Annotated in this window: 21 protein-coding genes; 10 read left to right on the top strand and 11 right to left on the bottom strand. The window is 73.0% G+C overall.

The window, feature by feature from the left end; genetic code table 11:
• Positions 1-112: 112 nt before the first annotated feature.
• Positions 113-757 carry an NADPH-dependent F420 reductase gene (locus ACZ6Y1_RS08815; protein ID WP_469625114.1) on the bottom strand — a complete coding sequence of 215 codons (645 nt, stop codon included), beginning with the start codon at positions 755-757 and terminating at the stop codon, positions 113-115.
• Positions 758-857: 100 nt separating this feature from the next.
• Here ACZ6Y1_RS08815 and ACZ6Y1_RS08810 point away from each other — a divergent pair, with 100 nt between their 5' ends.
• Positions 858-1,244, top strand: coding sequence for a winged helix-turn-helix transcriptional regulator (locus ACZ6Y1_RS08810; protein WP_469625113.1), 387 nt, complete (start codon positions 858-860; stop codon positions 1,242-1,244).
• On the opposite strand, the gene ACZ6Y1_RS08805 is transcribed toward ACZ6Y1_RS08810, so the two are convergent.
• The gene (locus ACZ6Y1_RS08805) at positions 1,196-1,621 is read right to left on the bottom strand and encodes an ATP-binding protein (RefSeq protein WP_469625111.1); all 426 of its coding nucleotides are present in this window, start codon (positions 1,619-1,621) and stop codon (positions 1,196-1,198) included. The two genes, ACZ6Y1_RS08810 and ACZ6Y1_RS08805, sit on opposite strands and share 49 nt — an antisense overlap.
• A complete protein-coding gene (locus ACZ6Y1_RS08800) occupies positions 1,618-1,824 on the bottom strand; it encodes a hypothetical protein (protein WP_469625108.1) in 207 nt (68 codons plus the stop codon). Before ACZ6Y1_RS08800 ends, ACZ6Y1_RS08805 begins: the two co-directional genes overlap by 4 nt.
• A 125-nt stretch (positions 1,825-1,949) precedes the next feature.
• Between ACZ6Y1_RS08800 and ACZ6Y1_RS08795 the strand changes: the two genes are divergently transcribed.
• The 5 genes from ACZ6Y1_RS08795 to ACZ6Y1_RS08775 all read left to right on the top strand — a co-directional run bounded on the left by ACZ6Y1_RS08795 (position 1,950) and on the right by ACZ6Y1_RS08775 (position 4,991).
• A complete protein-coding gene (locus tag ACZ6Y1_RS08795) occupies positions 1,950-2,807 on the top strand; it encodes a helix-turn-helix domain-containing protein (protein WP_469625105.1) in 858 nt (285 codons plus the stop codon).
• Position 2,808: 1 nt separating this feature from the next.
• Positions 2,809-2,991 (top strand): DUF397 domain-containing protein, encoded by a 183-nt coding sequence (locus tag ACZ6Y1_RS08790; protein ID WP_469625103.1) that lies wholly within the window; start codon positions 2,809-2,811, stop codon positions 2,989-2,991.
• 48 nt (positions 2,992-3,039) lie between these two features.
• Positions 3,040-3,498 (top strand): SseB family protein, encoded by a 459-nt coding sequence (locus ACZ6Y1_RS08785; RefSeq protein WP_376660314.1) that lies wholly within the window; start codon positions 3,040-3,042, stop codon positions 3,496-3,498.
• Positions 3,499-3,557: 59 nt separating this feature from the next.
• Positions 3,558-4,517 carry an ArsR/SmtB family transcription factor gene (locus ACZ6Y1_RS08780; RefSeq protein ID WP_469625100.1) on the top strand — a complete coding sequence of 320 codons (960 nt, stop codon included), beginning with the start codon at positions 3,558-3,560 and terminating at the stop codon, positions 4,515-4,517.
• Positions 4,518-4,616: 99 nt separating this feature from the next.
• A complete protein-coding gene (locus tag ACZ6Y1_RS08775; protein ID WP_469625097.1) occupies positions 4,617-4,991 on the top strand; it encodes a hypothetical protein in 375 nt (124 codons plus the stop codon).
• 58 nt (positions 4,992-5,049) lie between these two features.
• Here the strand turns inward: ACZ6Y1_RS08775 and ACZ6Y1_RS08770 are convergent, their stop codons facing one another.
• Entirely contained in the window at positions 5,050-5,484 is a 435-nt protein-coding gene (locus ACZ6Y1_RS08770; protein ID WP_469625095.1) for a hypothetical protein, read from the bottom strand.
• 166 nt (positions 5,485-5,650) lie between these two features.
• Here ACZ6Y1_RS08770 and ACZ6Y1_RS08765 point away from each other — a divergent pair, with 166 nt between their 5' ends.
• Both ACZ6Y1_RS08765 and ACZ6Y1_RS08760 read left to right on the top strand, forming a co-directional pair.
• On the top strand, positions 5,651-6,652 hold the full coding sequence (locus ACZ6Y1_RS08765) for a pirin family protein (protein ID WP_469625093.1): 1,002 nt from the start codon (positions 5,651-5,653) through the stop codon (positions 6,650-6,652).
• A gap of 94 nt (positions 6,653-6,746) precedes the next feature.
• Complete coding sequence (locus ACZ6Y1_RS08760; protein WP_469625091.1) at positions 6,747-7,118, top strand: hypothetical protein; 372 nt, start codon at positions 6,747-6,749, stop codon at positions 7,116-7,118.
• A gap of 7 nt (positions 7,119-7,125) precedes the next feature.
• Here ACZ6Y1_RS08760 and ACZ6Y1_RS08755 read toward each other — a convergent pair whose 3' ends face one another.
• Positions 7,126-8,193, bottom strand: coding sequence for an AI-2E family transporter (locus tag ACZ6Y1_RS08755; RefSeq protein WP_469625089.1), 1,068 nt, complete (start codon positions 8,191-8,193; stop codon positions 7,126-7,128).
• A gap of 67 nt (positions 8,194-8,260) precedes the next feature.
• Entirely contained in the window at positions 8,261-10,477 is a 2,217-nt protein-coding gene (locus tag ACZ6Y1_RS08750; protein WP_469625719.1) for a SpoIIE family protein phosphatase, read from the bottom strand.
• Positions 10,478-10,613: 136 nt separating this feature from the next.
• Here ACZ6Y1_RS08750 and aspS point away from each other — a divergent pair, with 136 nt between their 5' ends.
• On the top strand, positions 10,614-12,431 hold the full coding sequence (aspS, locus tag ACZ6Y1_RS08745; RefSeq protein ID WP_469625086.1) for an aspartate--tRNA ligase: 1,818 nt from the start codon (positions 10,614-10,616) through the stop codon (positions 12,429-12,431).
• A 65-nt stretch (positions 12,432-12,496) separates the two neighbouring features.
• On the opposite strand, the gene ACZ6Y1_RS08740 is transcribed toward aspS, so the two are convergent.
• Positions 12,497-14,437: a VWA domain-containing protein gene (locus tag ACZ6Y1_RS08740; RefSeq protein ID WP_469625083.1), complete on the bottom strand. Its 1,941-nt coding sequence runs from the start codon at positions 14,435-14,437 to the stop codon at positions 12,497-12,499.
• Positions 14,438-14,731: 294 nt separating this feature from the next.
• Here ACZ6Y1_RS08740 and ACZ6Y1_RS08735 point away from each other — a divergent pair, with 294 nt between their 5' ends.
• Positions 14,732-16,846 carry a PhoX family protein gene (locus tag ACZ6Y1_RS08735; protein WP_469625081.1) on the top strand — a complete coding sequence of 705 codons (2,115 nt, stop codon included), beginning with the start codon at positions 14,732-14,734 and terminating at the stop codon, positions 16,844-16,846.
• Between the two features lie 79 nt (positions 16,847-16,925).
• On the opposite strand, the gene ACZ6Y1_RS08730 is transcribed toward ACZ6Y1_RS08735, so the two are convergent.
• The 4 genes from ACZ6Y1_RS08730 to ACZ6Y1_RS08715 all read right to left on the bottom strand — a co-directional run bounded on the left by ACZ6Y1_RS08730 (position 16,926) and on the right by ACZ6Y1_RS08715 (position 22,222).
• Positions 16,926-18,176 (bottom strand): sensor histidine kinase, encoded by a 1,251-nt coding sequence (locus ACZ6Y1_RS08730; RefSeq protein WP_469625079.1) that lies wholly within the window; start codon positions 18,174-18,176, stop codon positions 16,926-16,928.
• Complete coding sequence (locus ACZ6Y1_RS08725; RefSeq protein ID WP_469625077.1) at positions 18,173-18,862, bottom strand: hypothetical protein; 690 nt, start codon at positions 18,860-18,862, stop codon at positions 18,173-18,175. The genes ACZ6Y1_RS08730 and ACZ6Y1_RS08725 overlap by 4 nt, the downstream gene beginning before the upstream one ends.
• A gap of 456 nt (positions 18,863-19,318) precedes the next feature.
• Positions 19,319-21,313: an FUSC family protein gene (locus ACZ6Y1_RS08720; RefSeq protein WP_469625076.1), complete on the bottom strand. Its 1,995-nt coding sequence runs from the start codon at positions 21,311-21,313 to the stop codon at positions 19,319-19,321.
• Between the two features lie 81 nt (positions 21,314-21,394).
• Positions 21,395-22,222, bottom strand: coding sequence for a hypothetical protein (locus ACZ6Y1_RS08715; RefSeq protein ID WP_469625074.1), 828 nt, complete (start codon positions 22,220-22,222; stop codon positions 21,395-21,397).
• Positions 22,223-22,325 lie beyond the last annotated feature (103 nt).

Genomic DNA, 22,325 nt, shown 5'->3' with positions numbered 1-22,325 from the left:
TGTGACGGGTGTCAACTGGCGGGGCGGCCCGTGCTGCCTGCCCGGCCTGCCCGGCCTGCCCGGCCTGCCCGGCCCGCGATGGCCGCGGTGCCCGGGCGGCCGACGGGTCGGCTCAGGCGGCGGGGCCCGCGGGCTCGGGGAAGGCCAGGCGCGGCGAGCCGCCCGCCCACCACACGCCGATCGCGAACGCCGCCGTGGCCTCCACGTACCCCGCCCGGTCCAGCCCGCCGGCCGGCATCGGGCTCCAGCCCATCCCGGTGATCAGGCGCGCCACGCGCTCGGCCGACTCCGCGTCGTCGGCGCAGAACGGCACCGCCGCGGGGGTGCCGCCGAAGGCGTCGGCGGGCAGGTCCCACACGCTCACATGGGCCAGGTTGAACGCCTTCACCACGTGCGCGCCCGGCGCCGCCGCCTGGATCCGGCCCGCCACGCTCTCCCCCGCGCCGGTCGTCAGCATCACCCCGCCCGGCCCGGGGGCCAGGGGGTTCGTGCAGTCCAGGACCGTCCGCCCGGCCAGCGCCGCCGCGTGCTGACGGGCCAGCGCCGGAGCCGTCCCGGCCGGTACGGCCAGCAGCGCCACCTCCCCGTACTCAGCCGCCGACGCGGAGGTCCCGTGCCCGGCCGCCCCGATCCGCCGTGCGAGGGCCTCGGCGGCGGTTACGTTCCGCCCGCCGATGAACACCTCGTGCCCGGCCCGCACCCAGGCGCCGCCCAGGGCCGCCGCCATGCCGCCCGTACCCAGTACGCCGATCCGCATCGTGCCCACCTCTTCCGCTTCGGTTCATCCGTTGACGGCCCGACGCTACGAACGCCGACGCACACCGTCCGGTGTCCATCGCCCAGGGCAGGATGGCGGCATGGACAAGCTGCCCGATCCGGCCGCGGGCCTGCCGGAGCTCACGTACACGGCCGACTGCCGGGCGCGCGTCGCCTTCGAGGTGCTGGCGAACCGCTGGGACAGCGTCGTGGTCTTCACGCTCGGCGCGACGGGCCCGATGCGGCCGCGGGCGCTGGTCGCGCGGATCGGGGGGATCAGCCCGAAGGTCCTGAACGAGGCGTTGCGGCGGCTGCAGTACAACGGTCTGGTCGAACGCCGCCCGTACGCCGAGTCCCCGCCGCGCGTCGACTACGCCCTGACCGAGGCCGGTACGGCCCTGCTCACCCCGATGCGGGCCATGGGGGCCTGGGCCGCGCGTTACGCGGACGACGTGCTCGACGCGCAGGACCGGTACGAGTCGCCCTGAGCCGGGGCCGCCGCCGGCAGTTCGGCCCAGACAGTCTTCCCGGCCCCCGGCCCGGGGTGGACGCCCCATCGGGCGGCGACGGCGTCGAGCAGCACCAGCCCCCGGCCGGACTCGTCCCCGTCCCCGGCCCGGCGGGGTACCGGCTGCGCCCGCGCGTCGGGGTCGGTGAGCTCGACCCGCGTACGGGTTGCCCTTCCGGTGACGCGCAGGGTGACGGGCGTGCCGGCTCCCAGGTGGGTGATCACGTTGCTCAGCAGCTCGCTGACGCAGAGCTCCGCGTCGGGGGATGCGGCGGCCCCCAGGTGCTCGCGCACGGCGTGCCGGGCGAGGGGGACCGCGCCGGGGGTGGCGAGGAGGTGGATCGTGAGCGCGTTCACTGCGTGGCCAGGGCGGCGGCCAGTCGCTGCGCGGTGGCGGCGTTGCAGTTGCCGAGGGTGATGAGGGGTGGGGTGGCGTAGCGGCCGGCGTAGGAGAGGAGGTGGAGGTCGAGGGACGGGAGGGAGATGTCGTGTGCGGCCAGTGCGGTGCGGAGTGCGGTGAGGGCCGCCTGGGCCTCGTGGTCGCGGTCGTGCTCGCTCATGGCGTCTTCCTGTCTGCCGTTCCTGTGGGTGCGGAGTGTGACGAACTGCTCACAGGCTGACGGGGGTCGGCGTAGCGTGGGAAGGGTTTCGAGTCCACAGTGCGAGGTGTGGAAGGCGGGCGATCGTGGCCGCGCGTAAGGACATTGACGGTTCGGCGAGCGTGCCGGCCTTTTACGGCAAGGAGCTGCGGTGGCGACGGGAGGCGGCGGGCCTCACGCTCCAGCAGGCCGTGGAGGGCAGCTTCTACGGGGCCAGTTATCTGAGCGAGATCGAACTCGGTCAGCGGCGCATGCCACTGGATCTGGCGCGCCACGTCGACCGGGTACTGGACACCGATGGGTTCTTCGAGCGGCGTTGTGAGGACGTACGGAAGGCACGGAGCGTTGGCCTCGCCAGGTACGCCGAGAAGGTCTTGGACGCGGAGAAGGTTGCCGAGACCATTGAGGAATGGTGCCCGAGCGCCTTTCCGGGCCTGTTGCAGACGGCTGCGTACGCACGCGCCCTGGCTCGGGCCGAACGGCCGCTGGAGGCCCGGGAGGAGACCGATGTGAAGGTCAACGCCCGGATGGCGCGGGCTGACCTCTTCGAGGGCGACCACGGGACGCCGGAGTACTGGGTCATCCTGCATGAGTCGCTGCTACGGCTGCCGGTCGTCCCACCCGACCGGATGGCGGAACAGCTCGACCACGTAACCGCCCTGGTCCACCGCAATCGGATCGTTCCACAGATCGTCCCGTGGAACGCAGGGGCACACCCATTCATGTCGGCAGGCACGACCATCATCATGACCTTCGCCGAGGCGCCGCCCCTGGTCTATACGGAGTCGCTGCACAGCGGCGTCACCATCGACGATCCGGCTCTCGTGAAGCGCTATCGAAGGTCGTACGATCTGCTGAGGGCCGCCGCGCTACCGCCGGAGGCGTCCCTCGCCATGATGGAGGCGGCCGCAGAGGACTACCGAAATGGCAAGCAGCGACATTGACTTGAGCGCCGCTCGTTGGCGCACGAGCAGCTACACCAACAGCGACGGTGGTACCTGCGTCGAAGTGGCCGACGGCGTCGCCGGTTGGGTGCCCGTCCGGGACTCGAAGCGACGGACAGGGCCGACCCTGGTGGTCTCGGCGGCGGCGTGGGGACCCTTCGTCGCCACCCTCAAGGCCCACTGACCGGAACTCGGCGGCTCCGCCGCCCCCGGCCTCGGTAGGCTTCGGTCCATGTACGGCTACGACCAGAACGTGAGCGCGGGGCAGCAGCAGTACGGGCAGCCCCAGCAGGGCTACGCGCAGCAGCAGGCGCCGCTGTACCCCGAGCCCTCGCCGCCCTCCCTCGGGGACGCGGTGCGCGCCTTCACGACCGGGTCGCTGTCCGCCGAGGACTTCCAGCAGATCTTCGCCTCCTCGAAGGTGTACTGCCCGCGCGGCGACACCCCGGGATTCCTCGCGCTGCACAACACGCAGCAGCCGGTGATCCCGATGTTCACCACGCTCAAAGAGCTGCGCCGGTACGCCGGCAAGGAGTCCAAGTACTTCGTGATCACCGGCGCCGAGGTCATCGACCTGCTGCCCACCGGCTACGGCTTCGTCCTCGACATGGAGGGCGACCACCGGATGGTCTTCGACGCGAAGGCGGTCGAGCAGATGGTCGACTTCGCGATGCGCCGCATGTATGGCTAGACGCCATCGCCGCGCAGGCGGCTGAACGCTGACGACGGGGGGCGGGCGCGTTGCTGAGGGTGCACTTCACGACCGAGGACCTGCTCAACGTCACCTTCGCGCGCGAGCCGCTTCCGCTCGTCGAGCTCGGCATGGCGGTCGTCGCCTGGCAGCGGCGGGACGAGCAGGCGGTTTTCGGCCGCTGGCGCGGTCACGTCTCCCGGGAGTTACCGGGCCGGGTGCGGCCGCTGCTGGACCTCTTGCGGCCCGACGGCGACAACCTGCAGTTCGTCGAGCCCTTCTCGCACACGCTGGAACAGGGGCTGGCCGCCGTACGGGACGCCGCCGGGTCGCTCACCGGTGAGCAGCTGGCCCGGACAGCCGCCCGGGCCCCCGGCTCCCCCACCTGGCTGCGCGCGCTGTGGGCCGAGGACCGCGAGGCCTGGGCGCAGCTCGACGGTGCGCTGCGCTCCGTGTACGAGCTGGTGATCGCCCCGCACTGGCCGAGCATCCGGCAGTCCTTCCAGGCGGACGTGGCCTGGCGGACCCGGCTGCTGGCCGCCCACGGCATCAAGGCGTGCCTGGCGAGCACGCATCCGCGGGCCGGCTGGACGGGCACGGCCTTCGAGGTCCCGGTGGAGCCGGACTTCGAGTGCGCCCTCGGCGGCCGCGGCCTGCTGCTGATGCCCTCGCCGTTCTGGACGGGGCGGCCGCTGCTCGCCGAGGGCCCGGACGGCCCGGACGGCGCGCGGCTGCTGATGTACCCGGCGCTGACCCCGCTCCCGCTGGCCGGGCCGAGCGCGGCGGACGGCGCCCTGGACGCGCTGCTGGGCCGCACGCGGGCGGCGGTGCTGCAGCTGCTGGTCCAGCAGCGCACGACCAGTGAGCTCGCCCGGGACCTCGACATCAGTCTCCCGTCGGTCTCCGAGCACACCCGCACGCTGCGTGCGGCGGGCCTGATCACCACGCGCCGGGACGGCAAGGCGGTGCTCCACTCGGCGACGGGCCTCGGCGTGGACCTGCTGCGCAGCGGCGGCTGAACGTTTCGGCGACGCCCGAAACCATCGCGGTCGCGACCTCGGCCCCGGAGTATCGGCGGTGCGGGGGAATCCCGCTCCTACCGATCAGGGGAGAGTGCGATGTCTCGTACGTCGTTACGCACGAAGCTCGGGACCGTGGCGGCCGCGGGGGTGATGGCGCTGGGTACGGGGGTTCTGGCGGCAGGCCCGGCACAGGCTTCCGACCACACGGTCGACGGCTGCCCGTCGGGGTACGCCTGCATCTACACCGAGGGATGGGACTCGCTCACCATTTCGGCGTGGTACACGAAGGCGGGCACGTACAACCTCAGCAATCAGAACAACGGTCACTGGGTGCTCAACAACCAGACCCAGGGCTGGAAGTTCAAGCTCTGTACTGGCTGGAACGGCACCGGCACCTGCGAAACGCTGGGTCAGGACGCGTACGTCTGGCGGAACCTCACGCCGATCAACTCGGTGGTGGTCACGCCGTAACGGCCGCAGTGATCACGGAGCGGGCCGGGGGAATCTCCCCCGGCCCGCTCCCGTGCGTTCAGGCCCTTCGCCCTCGCAGCCGCCGCAGAGCGACGGCCAGTGCGGCCAGTGCCAGGGCGGCGCCGCCGTACGTCCACAGCGGGGCGAGGTCCGGGCGGTGCGCCAGGGAGAGGCGGATGCCCGCGAGGGCGACGGTGAAGAGGGCGTAGCCGCTGCCCTCCAGGGGCCGCAGCCGCGTCGCCCAGCGCAGCAGCAGGCCGGCGGCCAGGCAGAGGGTGCCCCAGACGGCGAGGTAGGGCCACGGCGAGCCGGGGAGCGGTTCGAGGGGATAGCCGCTGGAGGCCCAGCGCGAGGCGGCGTATCCGCCGCCCACCGCCGCGGCCGTGATGGCGCCGGCCCAGCCCAGCGCCCCGGGCGCGGTGCCCGGCTCCGGTTCCGCCTCCTCCGCTTCGGGCTGCGCGGTGGCGGCTGCGTCGCCGGTCGGGGTGGTCACGGTCGGGCTCCTGACGTGCGCGTGGATCCGTACGAATCGATCAAGGAGACGCCCGCCCGGGGGCCCGGGTTGCCCCGGGAATGGACGCGCGGTGTCCTCTGTTCCGAGGGGGTGTGGCAGAAAGTTCGAGTTTCAACTAAACTCGACGCAGAAGGAGGTCCTGACCATGCCCGCAGTGACTGTTGAGAACCCGTTGACCCTTCCGCGAGTGGCCGAGCCGCAGGCCGCCCTCGCGCGCAAGGTGCTGGCCGTCGTCGACGCCCCCAGTGGGTTCGAGGGCGAGGGATTCCCGGTGCGCCGCGCGTTCGCGGGGATCAACTACCGGTACCTCGACCCGTTCATCATGATGGACCAGATGGGCGAGGTGGAGTACGCGCCGGGCGAGCCCAAGGGCACCCCCTGGCACCCGCACCGCGGCTTCGAGACCGTCACGTACCTGATCGACGGAACGTTCGTCCACCAGGACACCAACGGCGGCGGCGGAGTCATCAACGGCGGTGACACCCAGTGGATGACCGCCGGTTCGGGCCTGCTGCACATCGAGGCCCCGCCGGAAGCCCTGGTCGTGTCCGGCGGGCTGTTCCACGGTCTGCAGCTGTGGGTCAACCTCCCGGCCGCCGACAAGATGATGCCCCCGCGCTACCAGGACATCGGCGGCGGCCAGGTCCAGCTGCTGACCACCCCCGACGGCGGCTCCCTGCTCCGCGTGATCGCCGGTGAGCTCGACGGCCACCAGGGCCCGGGCATCACCCACACCCCGATCACGATGATCCACGCGACCGTCAGCCCGGGCGCGCAGATCACCCTTCCGTGGCGCGAGGACTTCAACGGCCTCGTGTACGTCCTGGCCGGGCGCGGCTCGGTCGGCGAGGACCGGCGGCCCATCCACACCGGGCAGACGGCCGTCTTCGGCGAGGGCGGCTCGATCACGGTGCGGGCGGACGAGTCGCAGGACTCCAACGCCCCGGCCCTGGAGGTCGTCCTCCTCGGCGGGCGTCCGATCCGGGAGCCGATGGCGCACTACGGGCCGTTCGTGATGAACAGCAAGCACGAGCTCCAGCAGGCCTTCGACGACTTCCAGGCCGGCCGCCTCGGCCGCATCCCGACCACCGCGCGCACGGGCCTCGGCCACCGCGGTACGGGTGAGGCCGAGTCCGAGGAGAGCTGACACCGCGGGCAGTACCCCGGTCTGAGTACCCGCGCGCCCGCAGGTGAGTAGCCGGGCGCCTGTGCCGGGCCGGGGAACCGCGTTGGATCGGGGCATGGACAACGCCCCCTCCCCCTCCGCGATCCCCCCGGCCCCGGCCCCGGCTTCCGCTGCCGCGGGAGCCAAGGACCGCACCCGCCTCTGGGCCGGTGTGTCCGCGGCGCTCTTCCCCGTGCTCTTCGTCGGGGCGGTCGTGCTGCTCCTGTCGTCCGTGCGGGTGTCGGGCTGCGTGACCTACGGGGTGGAGTGCACCCGGGGGCTGCCCTGGTGGCTGTTCCTGGGGAGCGCGGGCGCCGCGGGCGTGGCCTTCCTCGTCGCCCTGGCCGCCTCCCGGGCGGAGGTCCGCCGCTGGGCGCTGGGCGCCCAGCTCCTCGCGGAGTGCACGGCGATCCTGGTGGTCCTCAGCTACTACCCGGGCCCGGCCTAGGCGTGACCTAGGCCGGTTCCACCGGCGCCGGGCCGGGTGCCTCCTCGCCATACCGGGCCCGGAGTTCCGAGACCACCCCGAAGGCGGCCGCCGTCAGCGGTACCGCCAGCAGCATGCCCAGGATCCCGGCGGCGCTCGCCCCGGCCGTGATGGCCAGCATGACCACCGCCGGATGCATCTGCACCGTGCGGCTCTGCACCAGAGGCTGGAGAACGTACCCCTCGACCATCTGGACCAGCAGCACGAGCGCGAGCACCCACAGGCCGGTGACCCAGCCCCGGTCTGCCAGGGCGACGAGGACCGCGACGGCGCCGGAGAGGAAGGCGCCGAGGTAGGGGATGTAGGCGGTCACGAAGACCAGTGCGGCCAGCCCCACCGCACCCGGTACGCCGAGCACGAGCAGCCCCGCGCCGATCAGCACGCCGTCGACCAGGGCCACGACGGTGGTCCCCCGCATGAAGCCCTCGACGGCCCCGAACGCGCGCCGCCCGATGGCCTCCACGAGGTCGCCCGAGCGGCGCGGGACGAGCGAGCGCAGGGTGCCCGCGGCGCGGTCGGAGTCGCGGAGGAAGAAGAAGATCAGCACGAGGGACAGCAGGGTCGTCGCGATCATCGTGCCGACCGCGCTGATCCCGGTGACCACGCCCGAGGCCGCCGTGCCGCCGAACTTCGCCAGCAGGTCCTTCGAGTTCTTCGCGAGGTCCTCCAGCGAGGTCCCGACCGCCCCGAAGTGCTCCGCGAGGCTCTCGCCGGCCCGCCGCAGCGCGTCGACGATCTGGTCGCCGGTCTCCACGACCGCGAGGACGACGACGTACGAGGCTCCGCCGACGACCGCGACCACGGCGAGGCAGGTGAGGGCCGCGGCGAGGGAGCGGTTCACCCCCGCGCGGACCAGCCGCCGGTGCATCGGCCCCAGCAGGGCCGTGCCGAGCACGGCGAGCAGCACGGGCGTGACGACCGTCCGGAAGACGGTGCACAGCCACACGACGACGGCCAGCACGGCCGTGACGAGCAGGACGACGGCGCACCAGGCGGCCAGCCGCCGCACGGGCTCGGGGAGGAGGGAGTTCGGCACCCCGTCATCCAAGCACTTCGGATGATCATTTCGGGTGAACGGCTCAGCGGCGGCCGGGGGCCCGTGATCAGTCGGGGCCGGGCCGCTTCGACTGTTCGTACAGCTCGAACCAGATCGTCTTGCCCTCGCCCCGCGGATCCACGCCCCAGCTGTCGGCGAGCATCTCCATCAGCAGCACCCCGCGCCCGCTGGAGGCCATCTCGCCCGGGTGCCGTTTGTGGGGGAGCTCGTCGCTGGGGTCCGCGACCTCCACGCGCAGCCGGCGTTCGCCCGGCTCGCCGACGGCCTCCGCGACCAGCAGCGCGTCACCGTCGGTGTGCACGAGCACGTTCGTCACCATCTCGGAGACCATCAGCACCGCCGAGTCCAGCTGCTCCTCGTCGGCCCAGTCGTGCAGCAGCTCCCGGATCTGCTGCCGGGCGCCCGCGATCCGTTCCGGCTCGGCCTGGGCCACGGTCAGCATGGTGCGGCGGGCCGGGCGGGCGGGGTGCGCCGACAGGGTCCCGCAGCCGCGGCTCTCTCCCTCGCGGCACAGCAGCACCACGGCTATGTCGTCCTCGCGGCGGTCGGCCAGCGGGCCCGTGGTGTGGTGCGAGGAGGGCCCGTGCACGGCCTGGACCAGCAGGTCGGCGAGCCTTTCGAGGTGGCTGTCGCCCAGGTGGCCGTCGTCCGGATGGCCGTCGTCCGGGCCCCCGGGGACCGGGCTCTCGGACTCCAGGATCGCGCGCAGCCGCGCCCAGCCGGTGTCGAGGTCGTGCCCGCCGGTCTCGATGAGCCCGTCGGTGCAGAGCATCATCGTCTCGCCGGGCTCCAGGGTGAAGCGGGTCGTGGGGTAGTCCGTGTCGGGGACGATCCCGAGGGGGAGACCACCCGCGGTGGGCCGCATCAGGACGGTGCCGTCCGCCATCCGGACCACCGGGTCGGGATGGCCGGCGCGGGCCACCTCCAGCACCCCGGTCCGCGGGTCGCATTCCGCGTACAGGCAGGTCGCGAAGCGCGGGCTCTGCATATCGGAGTCCAGCCCGGAGTCCCCGTCGGAGTCGTACGGGTCGGACTCCTGCGAGGAGCAGAGCCCGGCGAGGAAGCGGGAGGCGCGCGAGAGCACCGCGTCGGGGCGGTGGCCCTCCGAGGCGTACGCGCGCACCGCGATCCGCAGCTGGCCCATCAGCCCGGCCGCCCGTACGTCGTGGCCCTGGACGTCGCCGATGACCAGGGCGAACCGTCCCGACGGCAGCGGGATCATGTCGTACCAGTCGCCGCCGACCTGGAGCCCGCCGCCCGTGGGGACGTAGCGCGCGGCGATCCGCATACCGGGGATCTCCGGGCCGAGCTGGGGCATCATCGACCGCTGCAGACCGGTGGTGAGCTCCCGCTCGGATTCGGCCACCCCTGCGCGCTGGAGCGCCTGGGCCAGCATCCGGGCCACGGTCGTCAGGACGGAGCGCTCGTCGGGGGAGAAGGACACCGGGTGCTTGAAGGCGGCCATCCAGGCGCCCATGGTGCGCCCGGCCACGATGAGCGGCAGGAAGGCCCAGGAGGTCCGGCCGAAGCGCTGGGCGAGCGGCCAGGTGGCCGGAAAGCGCCGCTTGTAGTCCTCGGGGGAGGGCAGGTAGATCGCCCGGCCGGTGCGGACGACGTCCGCGGCCGGGTAGGCCGTGTCCAGCCGCATGTCCGAGAAGGGGCCCTCGTCGCCCGGGCCGTGCCCGTGGTGGCCGATGACCGACAGCCGTTCCCCGGCCACGCCGAAGACGGCCAGGCCGTCCGGGCTGAAGCCGGGCATGGACAGCGAGGCGGCGACCCGCAGCACCTCCGCCGTGGACCGGGCCTCGGCCAGCGCCCGTCCCGCGTCCAGCAGGAAGGCCTCGCGGGAACGCCGCCAGTCGCCGGTGATCGGGGTGTGCGCGGCGGTGGTTCCCGGCTGCGGCTCGGCGATCTCCTGGATGGTGCCGATCAGCTCGTAGTCGACGCGGCCGTCGGCCGTCCGGTTCTCCAGGGGTTTGGAGCGGCTGCGTACGGTGCGCAGCACCCGGCCGTCCTCGTCCATGATCCGCAGCCGGGCCTCGGCGAGGGTGCCTTCGGCGACGGCCAGGTTGACGATGCCGTTGATCTCGTTCCAGTCCACCGGGTGGAAGCGGGAGCGTACGGCGACCTCGGCGAGCTCCGTCGGCTCCGCGGGCAGACCGAGGAGCCGGGCGGCCTCGCTGTCCAGGGAGACCGTCCCGGAGGCGTTGTCCCATCGCCAGAGGCCCGTTGCGATGGCGGCCAGGACGTCCTCGGTGCGCACCCGGTCATCTTTACAGGTCATACGCCTGACGTGCCTGTTCTCCGGGTCCACCGGGCGTGCCCGACCCGGCCGCGTCCCGGACGGTAACCTTGGGAGGGTTGAATCCACCCTGGTATCGCGAAGAACTGGATGACTGATGCATCGGTACAGGTCCCACACGTGCGGCGAGCTCCGAGCCTCTGACGTCGGCACCGACGTCCGGCTGAGCGGCTGGCTGCACAATCGTCGAGACCTGGGCGGCATCCTCTTCATCGATCTGCGCGACCACTACGGCATCACGCAGCTCGTCGCCCGTCCCGGCACCGCCGCCGCCGCGGTCCTGGACAAGCTCTCCAAGGAGACCGTGGTCCGGGTCGACGGCAAGGTCGTCTCGCGCGGCACCGAGAACATCAACCCCGACCTGCCGACCGGCGAGATCGAGATCGAGGCCGCCGAGGTCGAGGTGCTCGGCGCGGCCGCCCCGCTGCCCTTCACCATCAACACCGACGACGGTGTGAACGAGGAGCGGCGCCTGGAGTACCGCTTCCTCGACCTGCGCCGCGAGCGCATGCACCGCAACATCATGCTGCGCTCGGCGGTCATCGCCGCGATCCGCTCGAAGATGGTGGCCCTCGGCTTCAACGAGATGGCGACCCCGATCCTCACCGCGACCTCCCCCGAGGGCGCCCGTGACTTCGTCGTCCCGTCCCGCCTGAACCCGGGCAAGTTCTACGCCCTGCCGCAGGCCCCGCAGCAGTTCAAGCAGCTGCTGATGATCTCCGGCTTCGACCGGTACTTCCAGATCGCGCCCTGCTTCCGCGACGAGGACGCCCGCGCCGACCGCTCGCCGGGCGAGTTCTACCAGCTCGACGTCGAGATGTCCTTCGTCGAGCAGGAGGACGTCTTCCAGCCGATCGAGCGCCTGATGACCGAGCTCTTCACCGAGTTCGGCAATGGCCGCGAGGTCACCTCCCCCTTCCCGCGGATCCCGTTCCGCGAGTCGATGCTGAAGTACGGCAACGACAAGCCCGACCTGCGCGCCAAGCTGGAGCTCGTCGACATCACCGACGTCTTCGAGGGCTCGGAGTTCAAGGCGTTCGCCGGCAAGCACGTGCGCGCCCTGCCCGTCCCGGACACCGCCGCGCAGCCGCGCAAGTTCTTCGACGGCCTCGGCGACTACGCGGTTTCCCTCGGCGCGAAGGGCCTGGCCTGGGTCCGCGTCGGCGAGGACGGCACCCTCACCGGGCCCATCGCGAAGTTCCTCACCGAGGAGAACGTCAAGGTCCTCACCGAGCGCCTGGGCCTGGCCCCCGGCCACGCCGTGTTCTTCGGCGCGGGCGAGTTCGACGAGGTCTCCAAGATCATGTCCGGCGTCCGCGTCGAGGCGGCCAAGCGTGCGGGCCAGTTCGAGGAGAACGTCTTCCGCTTCTGCTGGATCGTCGACTTCCCGATGTACGAGAAGGACGAGGAGACGGGCCGGATCGACTTCTCCCACAACCCGTTCTCCATGCCGCAGGGCGGCATGAAGGACCTGGAGGAGAAGGACCCGCTCGACATCCTGGCCTGGCAGTACGACATCGTCTGCAACGGCATCGAGCTGTCCTCCGGCGCCATCCGCAACCACGAGCCCGAGGTCATGCTGAAGGCCTTCGAGATCGCCGGTTACGAGGCCGAGACCGTCGAGCGCGAGTTCGCCGGCATGCTGCGCGCGTTCCGCCTGGGCGCCCCGCCGCACGGTGGCATCGCCCCGGGCGTGGACCGCATCGTGATGCTGCTGGCCGACGAGCCGAACATCCGCGAGACCATCGCCTTCCCGCTGAACGGCAACGCCCAGGACCTGATGATGGGCGCGCCGACGGTGCTGGAGGAGGCGCGTCTGCGCGAGCTGAACATCGCGCTGCGCAAGCCGGTCGAGACGAAGGCGGCCGACGCGAAGCCGGTCGCCGAGGCCGTGCACCCCGACGCGGCACGGTAGTAGCAGTGGACGAGGAAGGGGCCCGGGACGAGATCCCGGGCCCCTTCCTCATGCCGGTCCGTCCATCAGAAGCGCTCGAGCACACCCTTGACCAGGGCGGCGGAGGTCAGCTCCGCGGGGGCCGGGCCGGCGTGGAAGAAGCCGGCGTTCTCGGCGTCCAGCTTGCGCAGGAAGTCGAAGGCCTTGGAGTCGTGCTCGCCGAAGGCGACGAACTGCCAGTGGATGCCGGGGGCGGTGGTGGCGGCGTCCGTGATCGCCTGCCGGGCGGGGCGGACGTTGTCGGGCGCGCCGTCCGTCTGGAACACGACCAGGGCCGGGCCCTCGCCGCCGTCCTTCTGGTACCGCTCCAGAACGGCCTCCACGGCCACGTGGTAGCTGGTGCGGCCCATCCGGCCGAGCTCGGCGTGGCGGGCCTCGACCCAGGACGCGTCGTGGGAGTCGAGGGTCAGGTCGGCGGTGCCGTCCACCTCCGTGGAGAAGAAGACCGTGTGCACGGTCGCCGCCTCGTCGAGGTGCGCGGCGAGTGCGAGGGCGTGGTCGGCGAGGTGCTGCGCACTGCCGTCCTTGTAGAACCCGCGCATCGACCCGGAGCGGTCCAGCACCAGGTACACCTTGGCCCGCGCCCCGGTCCTGCCCTTGGCGCGCAGCACCTGCCCGACGGCCTTGTACGCCGCCACGACGCCGGGCGCGACGCGCTTGACGTCGGCGAGGGCGTGCGCGGGCGCCTCCTCGGCCCCGTCCGCAGCGCCCACGACGGGCTCGGCCCCGACCGCTTCCCGCGCCTGCGGCGCGGCGGCCTCGACGTCGACCGGCTCGTCCCCGGCCCGGACCGGCTCCGCCTCCGGCGCCTCGGTGGCGACCGGCTCGGCCGCGGCCTGGACCGGTTCCTGCGCCTGCGGCGCGTCGGTGGCGGCCACCGGCTCGGCCGGGGCGTCGTCCTGGGCCTCGGGCTCGGTCTGCTCCTCCTGCGCCTCCGGCGCGGTGAGCGGCTCCGCCGGGGCGTCAGCCTGGCCTTCCGCCTCCTGCGCCCCCGGCGCGGTGGCCGGCTCCGCCGGGGTCTCGGGCTGGTCCTGCGCCTGCGGCGCTGCGGCCTCGGCAGCAGCCGGTTCGGCTGCGGCCTGGACCGGCTCCGCCGGGGCGTCGTCCTGGGCCGCGGGCTCGGCCTGCTCCTGCGCCTCCGGCGTCTCAGCGGCCACGGCCTCGGCCTCGGCCACGACCGGCTCCGCCTCCGGCGTCTCGGAGGCGGCCACCGGCTCGGCCGGGGCGTCGTCCTGGGCCTCGAGCTCGGTCTGCTCCTCCTGCGCCTCCGGCGCGGTGAGCGGCTCCGCCGGGGCGTCAGCCTGGCCTTCCGTCTCCGGCGCCTCGGCCGTGACCGGCTCCGCCGGGGTCTCGGGCTCGTCCTGCGCCTGCGGCGCTGCGGCAGCCGGTTCGGCTGCCGCCTGGATCGGCTCCGCCGCGGCGTCAGGGCGGTCCTGCGCCTCCGGCGTCTCGGCGGCGGCCGGTTCGGCCTCGGCCACGACCGGCTCCGCCTCCGGCGCCTCGGTGGCGGCCACCGGCTCGGCCGGGGCGTCGTTCTGGGCCTCGGCCTGCTCCTCCGGCGCGGTGGCCGGCTCCGCCGGGGTCTCGGGCTCGTCCTGCGCCTGGGGCGCTGCGGCCTCGGCGGCAGCCGGTTCGGCTGCGGCCACGACCGGCTCCGCCTCCGGCGCCTCGGCAGTTGCCGGGCGGGCCGGCTTCGCCGGGGCTGATCCGGACCGGCGGGCCTCCGGGACCGTCGGGTCGGCCGTCGGCGCGGGCACCGTCAGCAGCGCGGCCGCCTCACGGTCCCGCGGAGCGGACTGCGGCGGAACGGACGGGTTGTCGAAGGACGCAGCAACCAGTTCGGCCGCCGCATCGAGCGGGTTACGTTCCGCCTGGTTCGGGACAGCCGCCGAAGGGGCGTCCGAAGTCTCCGGAACCGGTTCCGCAGACCGTCCGAACACCTTGCGCAACAAGCTCCGAATACCCATGGCCAGGCCTTTCGCGGGAGTGCGTGCGTCATTTGTCCGTGCTGCGCGGATGATCCCTGCCCAGAGTGGACACGTAAGGTTATCGGCCGCCAAGCTCGATCTTCGGGAGGGGCACCTTTCGTGGCGTGCGCCCTTATCACCCCACCCGGCCCTCCGCCGAACTGCCGCTCCGACGTGCCGGGTTCACCCATCGTTCATCCCTCCGCCGCCGCTTCGGCGCAACCCGCGCCTAGCGTCGCGGCTGGATCGTCCCGACAGGTTGTCGGCGCCCACGCAGCTACTCGGAGGACACTCGTGCGCAAGCTTCTCCCGCTCCTCGGCAACCCGCATGGGGGCGGCCGTTCCGCCCTCACCTGCCGCTACCGCTGCGGCGACGCATGCTTCCACGAGGTGCCCAACACCAGCGACAACGAGTACGTCGGCGACGTCATCGCCAAGGCCTACTCCCGTCGTTCGATGCTGCGTACGGCCGCCGTCGTCACCGTCGCCACCGCCGGCGGCACGGCCATCGCCCTCACCGGCCCCGGCCAGAGCGCCAGCGCCACCCCCGCCGGCGAGGCCACCCCCGCCGGCGAGGCCACCGCCGCCGGCACCGGTGCCGGCGAGGCCGCCCGCGGCCTGCGCTTCGCGCCCGTCGCGCCGAACACCGCCGACCAGGTCACCATCCCCGAGGGCCACGACCAGAACGTGGTCATCCGCTGGGGCGACCCGATCGTCAAGGGCGCCCCGGGCTTCAACGCCGACAAGCAGACCGCCGCCGCCCAGGCCGGCCAGTTCGGCTACAACAACGACTTCCTGAGCCTTCTCCCGCTCGGCGACAAGTACGCCCGCCAGCAGCTGCTCGTGGCCAACCACGAGTACACCGACGAGAACCTCATGTTCAAGGGCTACGACCCGGCCAACCCGACCCGCGAGCAGGTCGAGATCGCCTGGGCCGCCCACGGCCTCGGTGTGGTCGTGGTCCAGGAGGACCACCGCAGCGGCAAGCTGACCTCCGTCAGCCGCCACGAGCTCAACCGCCGCCTGACCGCGACCAGCGAGTTCAAGCTGACTGGCCCGGCCGCGGGCAGCGCCCTGCTCAAGACCTCCGCCGACCCGACCGGCACGAAGGTCCTCGGCACGCTGAACAACTGCTCCGGCGGCACCACCCCGTGGGGCACCACCCTCCACGGCGAGGAGAACATCAACCAGTACTTCGCCAACGCCGGCAAGGTCACCGACCCCGTTCAGGCCGCCCGCCTGAAGCGCTACGGCGTCACGACCGGCGAGACCGAGCGCAAGTGGGAGCGGTTCGACAAGCGCTTCGACGTGGCGCAGGAGCCCAACGAGGTCAACCGCTTCGGCTGGGTGGTCGAGCTGGACCCGTACGACCCGCACTCCGTCCCGCGCAAGCGCACCGCGTTGGGCCGCTTCAAGCACGAGGGCGCGCAGCCCCGCCTGACCGAGGACGGCCGTCCGGTCGTCTACATGGGCGACGACGAGCGCTTCGACTACTTCTACAAGTTCGTGTCGAGCAAGCAGATGAAGAAGGGGAACAGCCGCGCGGCGAAGGAGCACAACCTCACGCTCCTCGACGAGGGCACCCTCTACGTCGCCAAGCTCACCGGCGACTCCCCGGCCGACCAGATCGACGGCTCCGGCAAGCTCCCCAGCGACGGCGAGTTCGACGGCACGGGCGTGTGGATCAAGCTCGCCACCGCGACCGCGACCGGCGCCGTCTCGCACGTCGAGGGCATGACCGCCGAGGAGGTGTACACCTTCACGCGCCAGGCCGGTGACAAGGTGGGCGCCACCAAGATGGACCGTCCCGAGGACATCGAGCCCTCCCCGCGCACCGGCCGCGTCTACGTCGTGCTGACCAACAACTCGAACCGTGGCAAGGCCGGTCAGCCCGGGGCGGACGAGGCGAACCCGCGCAACCTGAACAAGCACGGCCAGATCCTGGAGCTCGCCGAGTTCTTCGACGACCCGGCCGGCGAGGGCTTCGCCTGGCGCCTCTTCCTCGTCGCCGGTGACCCGAACGACCCGGCCACGTACTTCGCGGGCTTCCCGAAGGACAAGGTCAGCCCGATCTCCTGCCCGGACAACGTGACCTTCGACCCGCACGGCAACCTGTGGATCTCCACCGACGGCAACCAGCTCGGCTCCCACGACGGCCTGTTCGGCGTCGCCACCGCCGGTGAGCGCCGCGGTGAGCTGAAGCAGTTCCTGACCGTTCCGCGCGGCGCCGAGACCTGCGGCCCGATCGTCCAGGACAAGCGCGTCCTGGTCGCCGTCCAGCACCCGGGCGAGATCGACGGCGCGTCCGTCGAGAAGCCGCAGTCGGTGTGGCCCGACGGCCCGGGCAAGATCGTCCGTCCGGCGGTCGTGTCGGTCTGGCGCAAGGACGGCAAGAGCATCGGTCTCTGACCGTCGCGTTGAAGTCCGACAGTTGACTGTTTCACGTGAAACATCCCTTCCCGTGTGGATGTTTCACGTGAAACACTCCTCAACTCCCTCCGGGCAGGCGGCCCACGGGAAGCCTGAGCGTCGTGATCGCGCCTCCGTCCGGGGCGTTGGCGAAGCTCAGCTCGATCTCCAGGACCGCTGCCTGTCCGGCCGCGATCGTCAGACCCAGCCCGTGGCCGCGCCCGCGGCCCGGGTCCCCGGTGCGGAAGCGCTGCGGGCCGTGCTCGATCAGCTCGGCGGGGTAGCCCGGCCCGTGGTCGCGGAGCACCACGACGGGCCCGTCGACCGTCACCTCCACCGGAGGCCGGCCGTGCTTGTGGGCGTTGGCCAGCAGGTTCGCCAGGATCCGGTCCAGGCGCCGCCGGTCGGTCAGCACCTCCGTGTCGCGGACCACTCTCACCGAGGCGGGCAGCCCGGTCCCGGCGACGGCCCGCTCCACGGCCCGGCCGAGTTCCATCCGGCTCAGATCGGCCCGTTCGACCCCCGAGTCGAGCCGCGAGATCTCCAGCAGGTCCTCGGTCAGCAGGTGCATGGCCTTGAGCCGGTCGTTGATCATCTCCTTGGGGCGTCCCTCCGGCAGCAGCGCCGCCGCGGCGAGTGAGCCGGTGAGCGGGGTGCGCAGTTCGTGCGCGACGTCCGCCGTGAACCGCTTCTCCGCCTCCAGCCGCTCCTGGAGCGAGCCGGCCATCGAGTCGAGCGCGTGCGCCACGTCCCGTACCTCGTCGCGTGAGCCCCTCTGCAGGGGATCGTCGCTGTCGGCGGGGAAGTCCATGCGTGCGTCGAGGTCGCCGGCGCTGATCCGGCGGGCCACCGCGGCCGTGGCCGTGAGCCGCCGGCTGATCCTGTTGGCGAGGAACAGGCCGGCCAGCGCCACGACCCCGGCCGCGACCACGGCGGAGGCCAGGATCGCCGTGTCGATGTCCCGCAGCCGCTTGCGGGTGGTCTCGTACGGGATCCACACCGCGAGGGCCTTGTCGTCGGCGGGGCCGGCGGCCCACATCACCGGCTTCCCCTGGTACGAGCCGACCATGCTCCCGGTGTCGCCGCGTGCGACCAGCGCGCGCAGCGGTCCGGGCAGATCGGCCGGGTCCAGGACGGCTTTCACGTCGCCGTGGGCGGTCCCGTACTCGTAGTGGCCGAGGGCGTGGTCGAGGTCCCGGTCCGCCTCCTTGCGGACCTCGCCGACGATCTGCCGGGCGACCACGTTGTGCACGAGGATGCCGAGGGCGGCGGCGACCATGCAGCACACCATCGTGGTGGTCAGCGCGATCCGCCAGCGCAGGCTGCTCATGGCGCGCATCGGGCCCCGTTTCCGCCGGGGCAGTCGTCGAGGGTGAGCTGGGACAGGTTCATGGTCCCGGACGCGGGGTCCCACACGTAGTCGGAGACGGCGACGTAGGCGGGGTTCGAGGTCGGCTCGCGGACCGCGAGGTGCTCGGCGGCCACCTCCACGCCCTCCAGCACCGCGCGGCGGGAGAGGATCCGGGCGATGCTGCCGTCGCCGCGGAGGGTGTAGACGCGGAGCTCGCTGAGGCGGCCGTCGAGGTCCAGGGCGGTGATGAGCTCCTCGCGGCCGTCGCCGGTCAGATCGTGCAGCACGGCCGGGCGCAGGGGGCAGTCGTCGTCCACAGCCTGTGTGCACAGCGCGAGCCGCTGGAGGGCGCGGGGGTCGACGAGGCGGCCGGTGCCGCCGTCCTGGGTGACGGCGGCCTTCATGTCGGCCCGTACGACCGCCAGGGCGTCGACGCCGCGCATCCCCTTGTCGCGGGACCCCGTCACCTTGGGTGTGCCCGGCACGACGGCGGCGGTGCCGGGCTGCTGGGCGGGGTCGGGCTGGTCGGGGCGGTACTCCTTCCACAGGCTCTGGGGTGCGTGCACGGTGCCGAGGTCGCCGGAGCTCTGCAGCCCCTCGGCGTCGGCGCAGCCCGCCGTGGCCGCCAGGAGGGCGGCGGTGGCCAGGAGGCGGGAGGTGCGCATGCCTCGATGCTCCCCCGCCTTGTGGCCTCCGGCCCGGCCCCGCGTCTGTTCGGGCGACCCACCCCCGCTCCCCGGGCCCCGCCCGGCCCGGTCCCCAAACGCCGGATGGGCTGGGTTGCCTCCGGCGGCGCCTCAAACGCCGGCGAGGCTGCGATTGCCCTCCGGGCCGCGGACGAATCCAGCCCCGCCGGCGTTTGAGGCGCGGGGTCTGGGGCGGAGCCCCAGGGAACGGCGGAAGGGCGGGTAGGGGACAGGCCCCGCGCAGCGGCCGCCACGGGCCCGGCCCGCGGTGCGGGCCCCGCGCAGCGGTCGGTTCCGGGCAGGGGCGGGTCGGGGTGGCGCCTCGCGCGGTGGCAGGGGGGCCGGGGCCGGGCGGCGGCCTCGCGCGGCGGCGGTACCGGGCCGGCTCGGGGCGGCGGCCACGCGCGGGGGCAGGGGGCCGCGGGCCGGGTGGGGTCAGGGGTCCTGGCGGGTGATGGCTCGGGCGGCCACGACCTCCTGGCGGACCGGGGCCAGGACGCTGGATTCGTCCGGGTCCAGCGGGACCTCCACGTGGAACGGGGTCGTGGTCCTGCGGACGTTTTCCGCGAGTTCGCGCAACTGGCGGGTGATCCACTCGACCTCGCCCGCCGCAGGCGGCACCGCCCCGTGGTTCACCCGCACGCGCGCCGCGGTCGTCGCGTCCACGATCCGCTCGACGGCCACCACCAGCGGCCACCACGCCGTGGCACGGGTGCCCGTCGGCGGGGGTTCGGTCAGCGCCCGCTGGAACTCGCTGCGCACCCCCGACAGGTCCCGGTAGATCCGCCGCCGCGCCTGGAGCCGCGCCTGCCGGGCCGCCCGGAGCTCGGCGTCGTCCGCGACCGGCGCGAAGGCCCGCTCCACGTACCCGGCCGCGTCGTCCACCGTCCGCGCGAGCCGGTCGCCGATCCGGGTGTGCCAGCTCTCGGGCCACAGGAGGTAGCCGAAGACCAGGGTGATGGCGCAGCCGATCAGGCTGTCCATCAGCCGCGGCCGGATCAGGTCGAAGCCCTGGTGGTTGAGAAGGTCCGACAGGAGCAGGATGACCGGGGTGATCGCCGCGGTCTGGAAGGCGTACCCCTTGGCGGAGAAGGCGGGGATGAGGGCGGCCAGCACCATCATCACCGGCACGTCCCACCAGCCGCGCGGCACTTCCGACAGCACGGCGGCCGCGATCACCAGCCCCCCGGCGGTGCCCAGCGCGCGCAGCACGGCCCGTGAGAACACCGAACCGAAGTCGGGCTTGAGGACGAACGTGACGGTCAGCGCGACCCAGTAGGACCGTTCCACCGCGATGAGGGAGACGAACGACTGCGCGAGGCCGATGCACAGTGCGAGGCGCAGGCCGTACCGCCAGGAGGCGCCGGAGATCATCATGCCGCGCACCGCCCGCCACGCCCGCAGCCGCAGTGCGGCGGGCCGGCCGAGGCGGTCGTCCACGTTGTGGATGTCGGGCTCGGCCAGGTACACGATGGCCGCCGCGTGCCGCAGCGCGGCGTCCACGGCCCGCTCGGCCGGGGTGTCCGGCGCGGGCAGGTCCAGCACCGGGGTTCCGGTGCGGCCCTCCTCGACGGCCGTGGCCAGCTCCCGTACGGCGGCCGGGATCTCGGGGGGCACCGGCCGGCGGCGCTGGTGCGCGGCGGGCACGGCCTCCACCAGCGGGATCACCACGTTGAGCTGGGCCAGCATGCGCACCAGCGAGGGGCTGCGGCCGTGCACCCGGGTCCGCCGGCCGAGCACGAGGTCGTAGGCCTGGTTCAGGGACTGGGTGACCTGCCGGCGGCGCTCGTCGAAGGCGGCGGCCGGCCCGCCGGCGGCCTCCAGGGCGTCCGCCAGGGCCCGGTAGGTGGCGGCGACAGCGGCCCGCTCCGGCTGCCGCCCGCGCAGCGGCCAGCCCAGCAGGGTCAGGGCGAGGACGAACAGCCCGCCCGCGGCGAGCAGCAGCGGGGCGATCCACCAGGGGCGGGGCATCGGCAGTCCGGCGCCGACGACGGCGTTCAGCAGGAGCAGCAGCCCGGACGCGGAGGCGACCGTGCCGATGGACGAGATCATCCCGGAGACCAGGGCGACGAAGGTGAGGGCGCCGACGGCCACCCAGCCGTGGCCGAAGACCAGGGTGCCCAGCGCGATGCCGACGGCGCCGAAGAACTGCGGTACGGCGATGTTCAGGATCCGCATCCGGTAGGCGTCGGCGGTGTCGCTGATGACTCCGGAGAGCGCGCCCATCGAGACGAGCGCGCCGTACTCGGGCTCGTCCAGCGCGAAACCGACCGCCAGTGGGGCCGCCAGCGCGATCGCGGCCCGTACGACGGCGGCCCACGGGATCGGGGCGGAACTCGGCTTCAGCCCCGAGAGGAGCCAGTCGGGCGGGGCCAGTGGATGGTGCCGGCCCCGCCGCGCAGCTATGTGTTCGGTGCGTTCGGTGCTCATTCCCGTTTCCGTGCCGCCGCTCGCGAATCGGTTCTTCTGGTGTTTTACGCGTCGTTCTACGTACGTGGGTACCTTCCGAGCTTATGGGGTGCCACGGCGTCGTCCCGACAGCCAGGCCGCCAGCGCGGTGACGACGCCGACCGCCAGCACCACCCAGGCGGTGGTTCGCAGGAACGCGGTGAGGGCGTCGTACACGGCCCCGGCGGCAGCCCGGTCGATGTCGGCGGGCAGATCGTCCAGGGTGAGCCTGCGGCACAGGTCCACGGCGACCCACAGCAGACCGGCGCCGATCGCCAGCCCCAGTCCCGTGGCGATCACCGCGCTGCGCCGCCGGATCGAGACCGCGATGGCGGCGGCGGCCAGGAAGAGGGTCAGCACGGGGAGCCAGACGCCCGCGATCTGGAGCATGTGGAACCCCTTCCGGAGGTCGCCGAGGTCGTCGTACTCCATGACCTTCACGGAGAGGTGGGTCACCGGGATCCGGTCGGCGAAGGGCACCCCGTCGTCGACCAGTTCTCCCTTCACCTGAGCGATGACGGGGGCGAGGTCGATGGTGACGGCGTCCCCGTGGCCGGTGGTGAGCGCTTCGAGGAAGGCGGCGTGCGCGGCCCGGTTGGCGGCGTCCCAGGCGGTCCGGTAGGCGGGGGTGCCCGCGAAGGAGCGCAGGGCCTCGCCGAGCAGGGCGTCCACCCCGCTCTGGAAGGGACCCGCGTCGATCTGCCCGGACAGGGCCCGGCCGGCCTGGGTGACGACGACGCTCCGCACGGCGGGGTCCTCGGCGAGCGGGGACATCGCGGCGGTGTAGCGGTCGGCGTCGCCCAGCTCGCGGTCGGCCCAGTACGCGACGGCGCTCGCGGGCACGAGCAGCGTCATCAGCACGATGAGTACCGCCGACAGGATGGTGCGCACGTCACCAGGGAAAGCGGGCGCGGGCCCGAGCGCGAGCGGTGCTGCTGCGGGCGGGTGGCGTGCCCTCGCCGGCCGTGCGCGGCTGACCCGCGCGGGTGATCCA

The sequence above is a fragment of the Streptomyces sp. NPDC053432 genome (assembly GCF_055585365.1).
This window is presented reverse-complemented; position numbering and strand designations above follow the sequence as displayed.

What these genes read in the sequence shown, in the direction of transcription:
- aspS (WP_469625086.1), top strand. Translation starts at nt 10,614, where the DNA reads ATGCATCGGTACAGGTCCCACACGTGCGGCGAGCTCCGAGCCTCTGAC.
- ACZ6Y1_RS08765 (WP_469625093.1), top strand. Translation starts at nt 5,651, where the DNA reads ATGCCCGCAGTGACTGTTGAGAACCCGTTGACCCTTCCGCGAGTGGCC.
- ACZ6Y1_RS08740 (WP_469625083.1), bottom strand. Translation starts at nt 14,437, where the DNA reads ATGGGTATTCGGAGCTTGTTGCGCAAGGTGTTCGGACGGTCTGCGGAA.
- ACZ6Y1_RS08810 (WP_469625113.1), top strand. Translation starts at nt 858, where the DNA reads ATGGACAAGCTGCCCGATCCGGCCGCGGGCCTGCCGGAGCTCACGTAC.
- ACZ6Y1_RS08760 (WP_469625091.1), top strand. Translation starts at nt 6,747, where the DNA reads ATGGACAACGCCCCCTCCCCCTCCGCGATCCCCCCGGCCCCGGCCCCG.
- ACZ6Y1_RS08725 (WP_469625077.1), bottom strand. Translation starts at nt 18,862, where the DNA reads ATGCGCACCTCCCGCCTCCTGGCCACCGCCGCCCTCCTGGCGGCCACG.
- ACZ6Y1_RS08785 (WP_376660314.1), top strand. Translation starts at nt 3,040, where the DNA reads ATGTACGGCTACGACCAGAACGTGAGCGCGGGGCAGCAGCAGTACGGG.
- ACZ6Y1_RS08775 (WP_469625097.1), top strand. Translation starts at nt 4,617, where the DNA reads ATGTCTCGTACGTCGTTACGCACGAAGCTCGGGACCGTGGCGGCCGCG.
- ACZ6Y1_RS08720 (WP_469625076.1), bottom strand. Translation starts at nt 21,313, where the DNA reads ATGAGCACCGAACGCACCGAACACATAGCTGCGCGGCGGGGCCGGCAC.
- ACZ6Y1_RS08815 (WP_469625114.1), bottom strand. Translation starts at nt 757, where the DNA reads ATGCGGATCGGCGTACTGGGTACGGGCGGCATGGCGGCGGCCCTGGGC.
- ACZ6Y1_RS08800 (WP_469625108.1), bottom strand. Translation starts at nt 1,824, where the DNA reads ATGAGCGAGCACGACCGCGACCACGAGGCCCAGGCGGCCCTCACCGCA.
- ACZ6Y1_RS08730 (WP_469625079.1), bottom strand. Translation starts at nt 18,176, where the DNA reads ATGAGCAGCCTGCGCTGGCGGATCGCGCTGACCACCACGATGGTGTGC.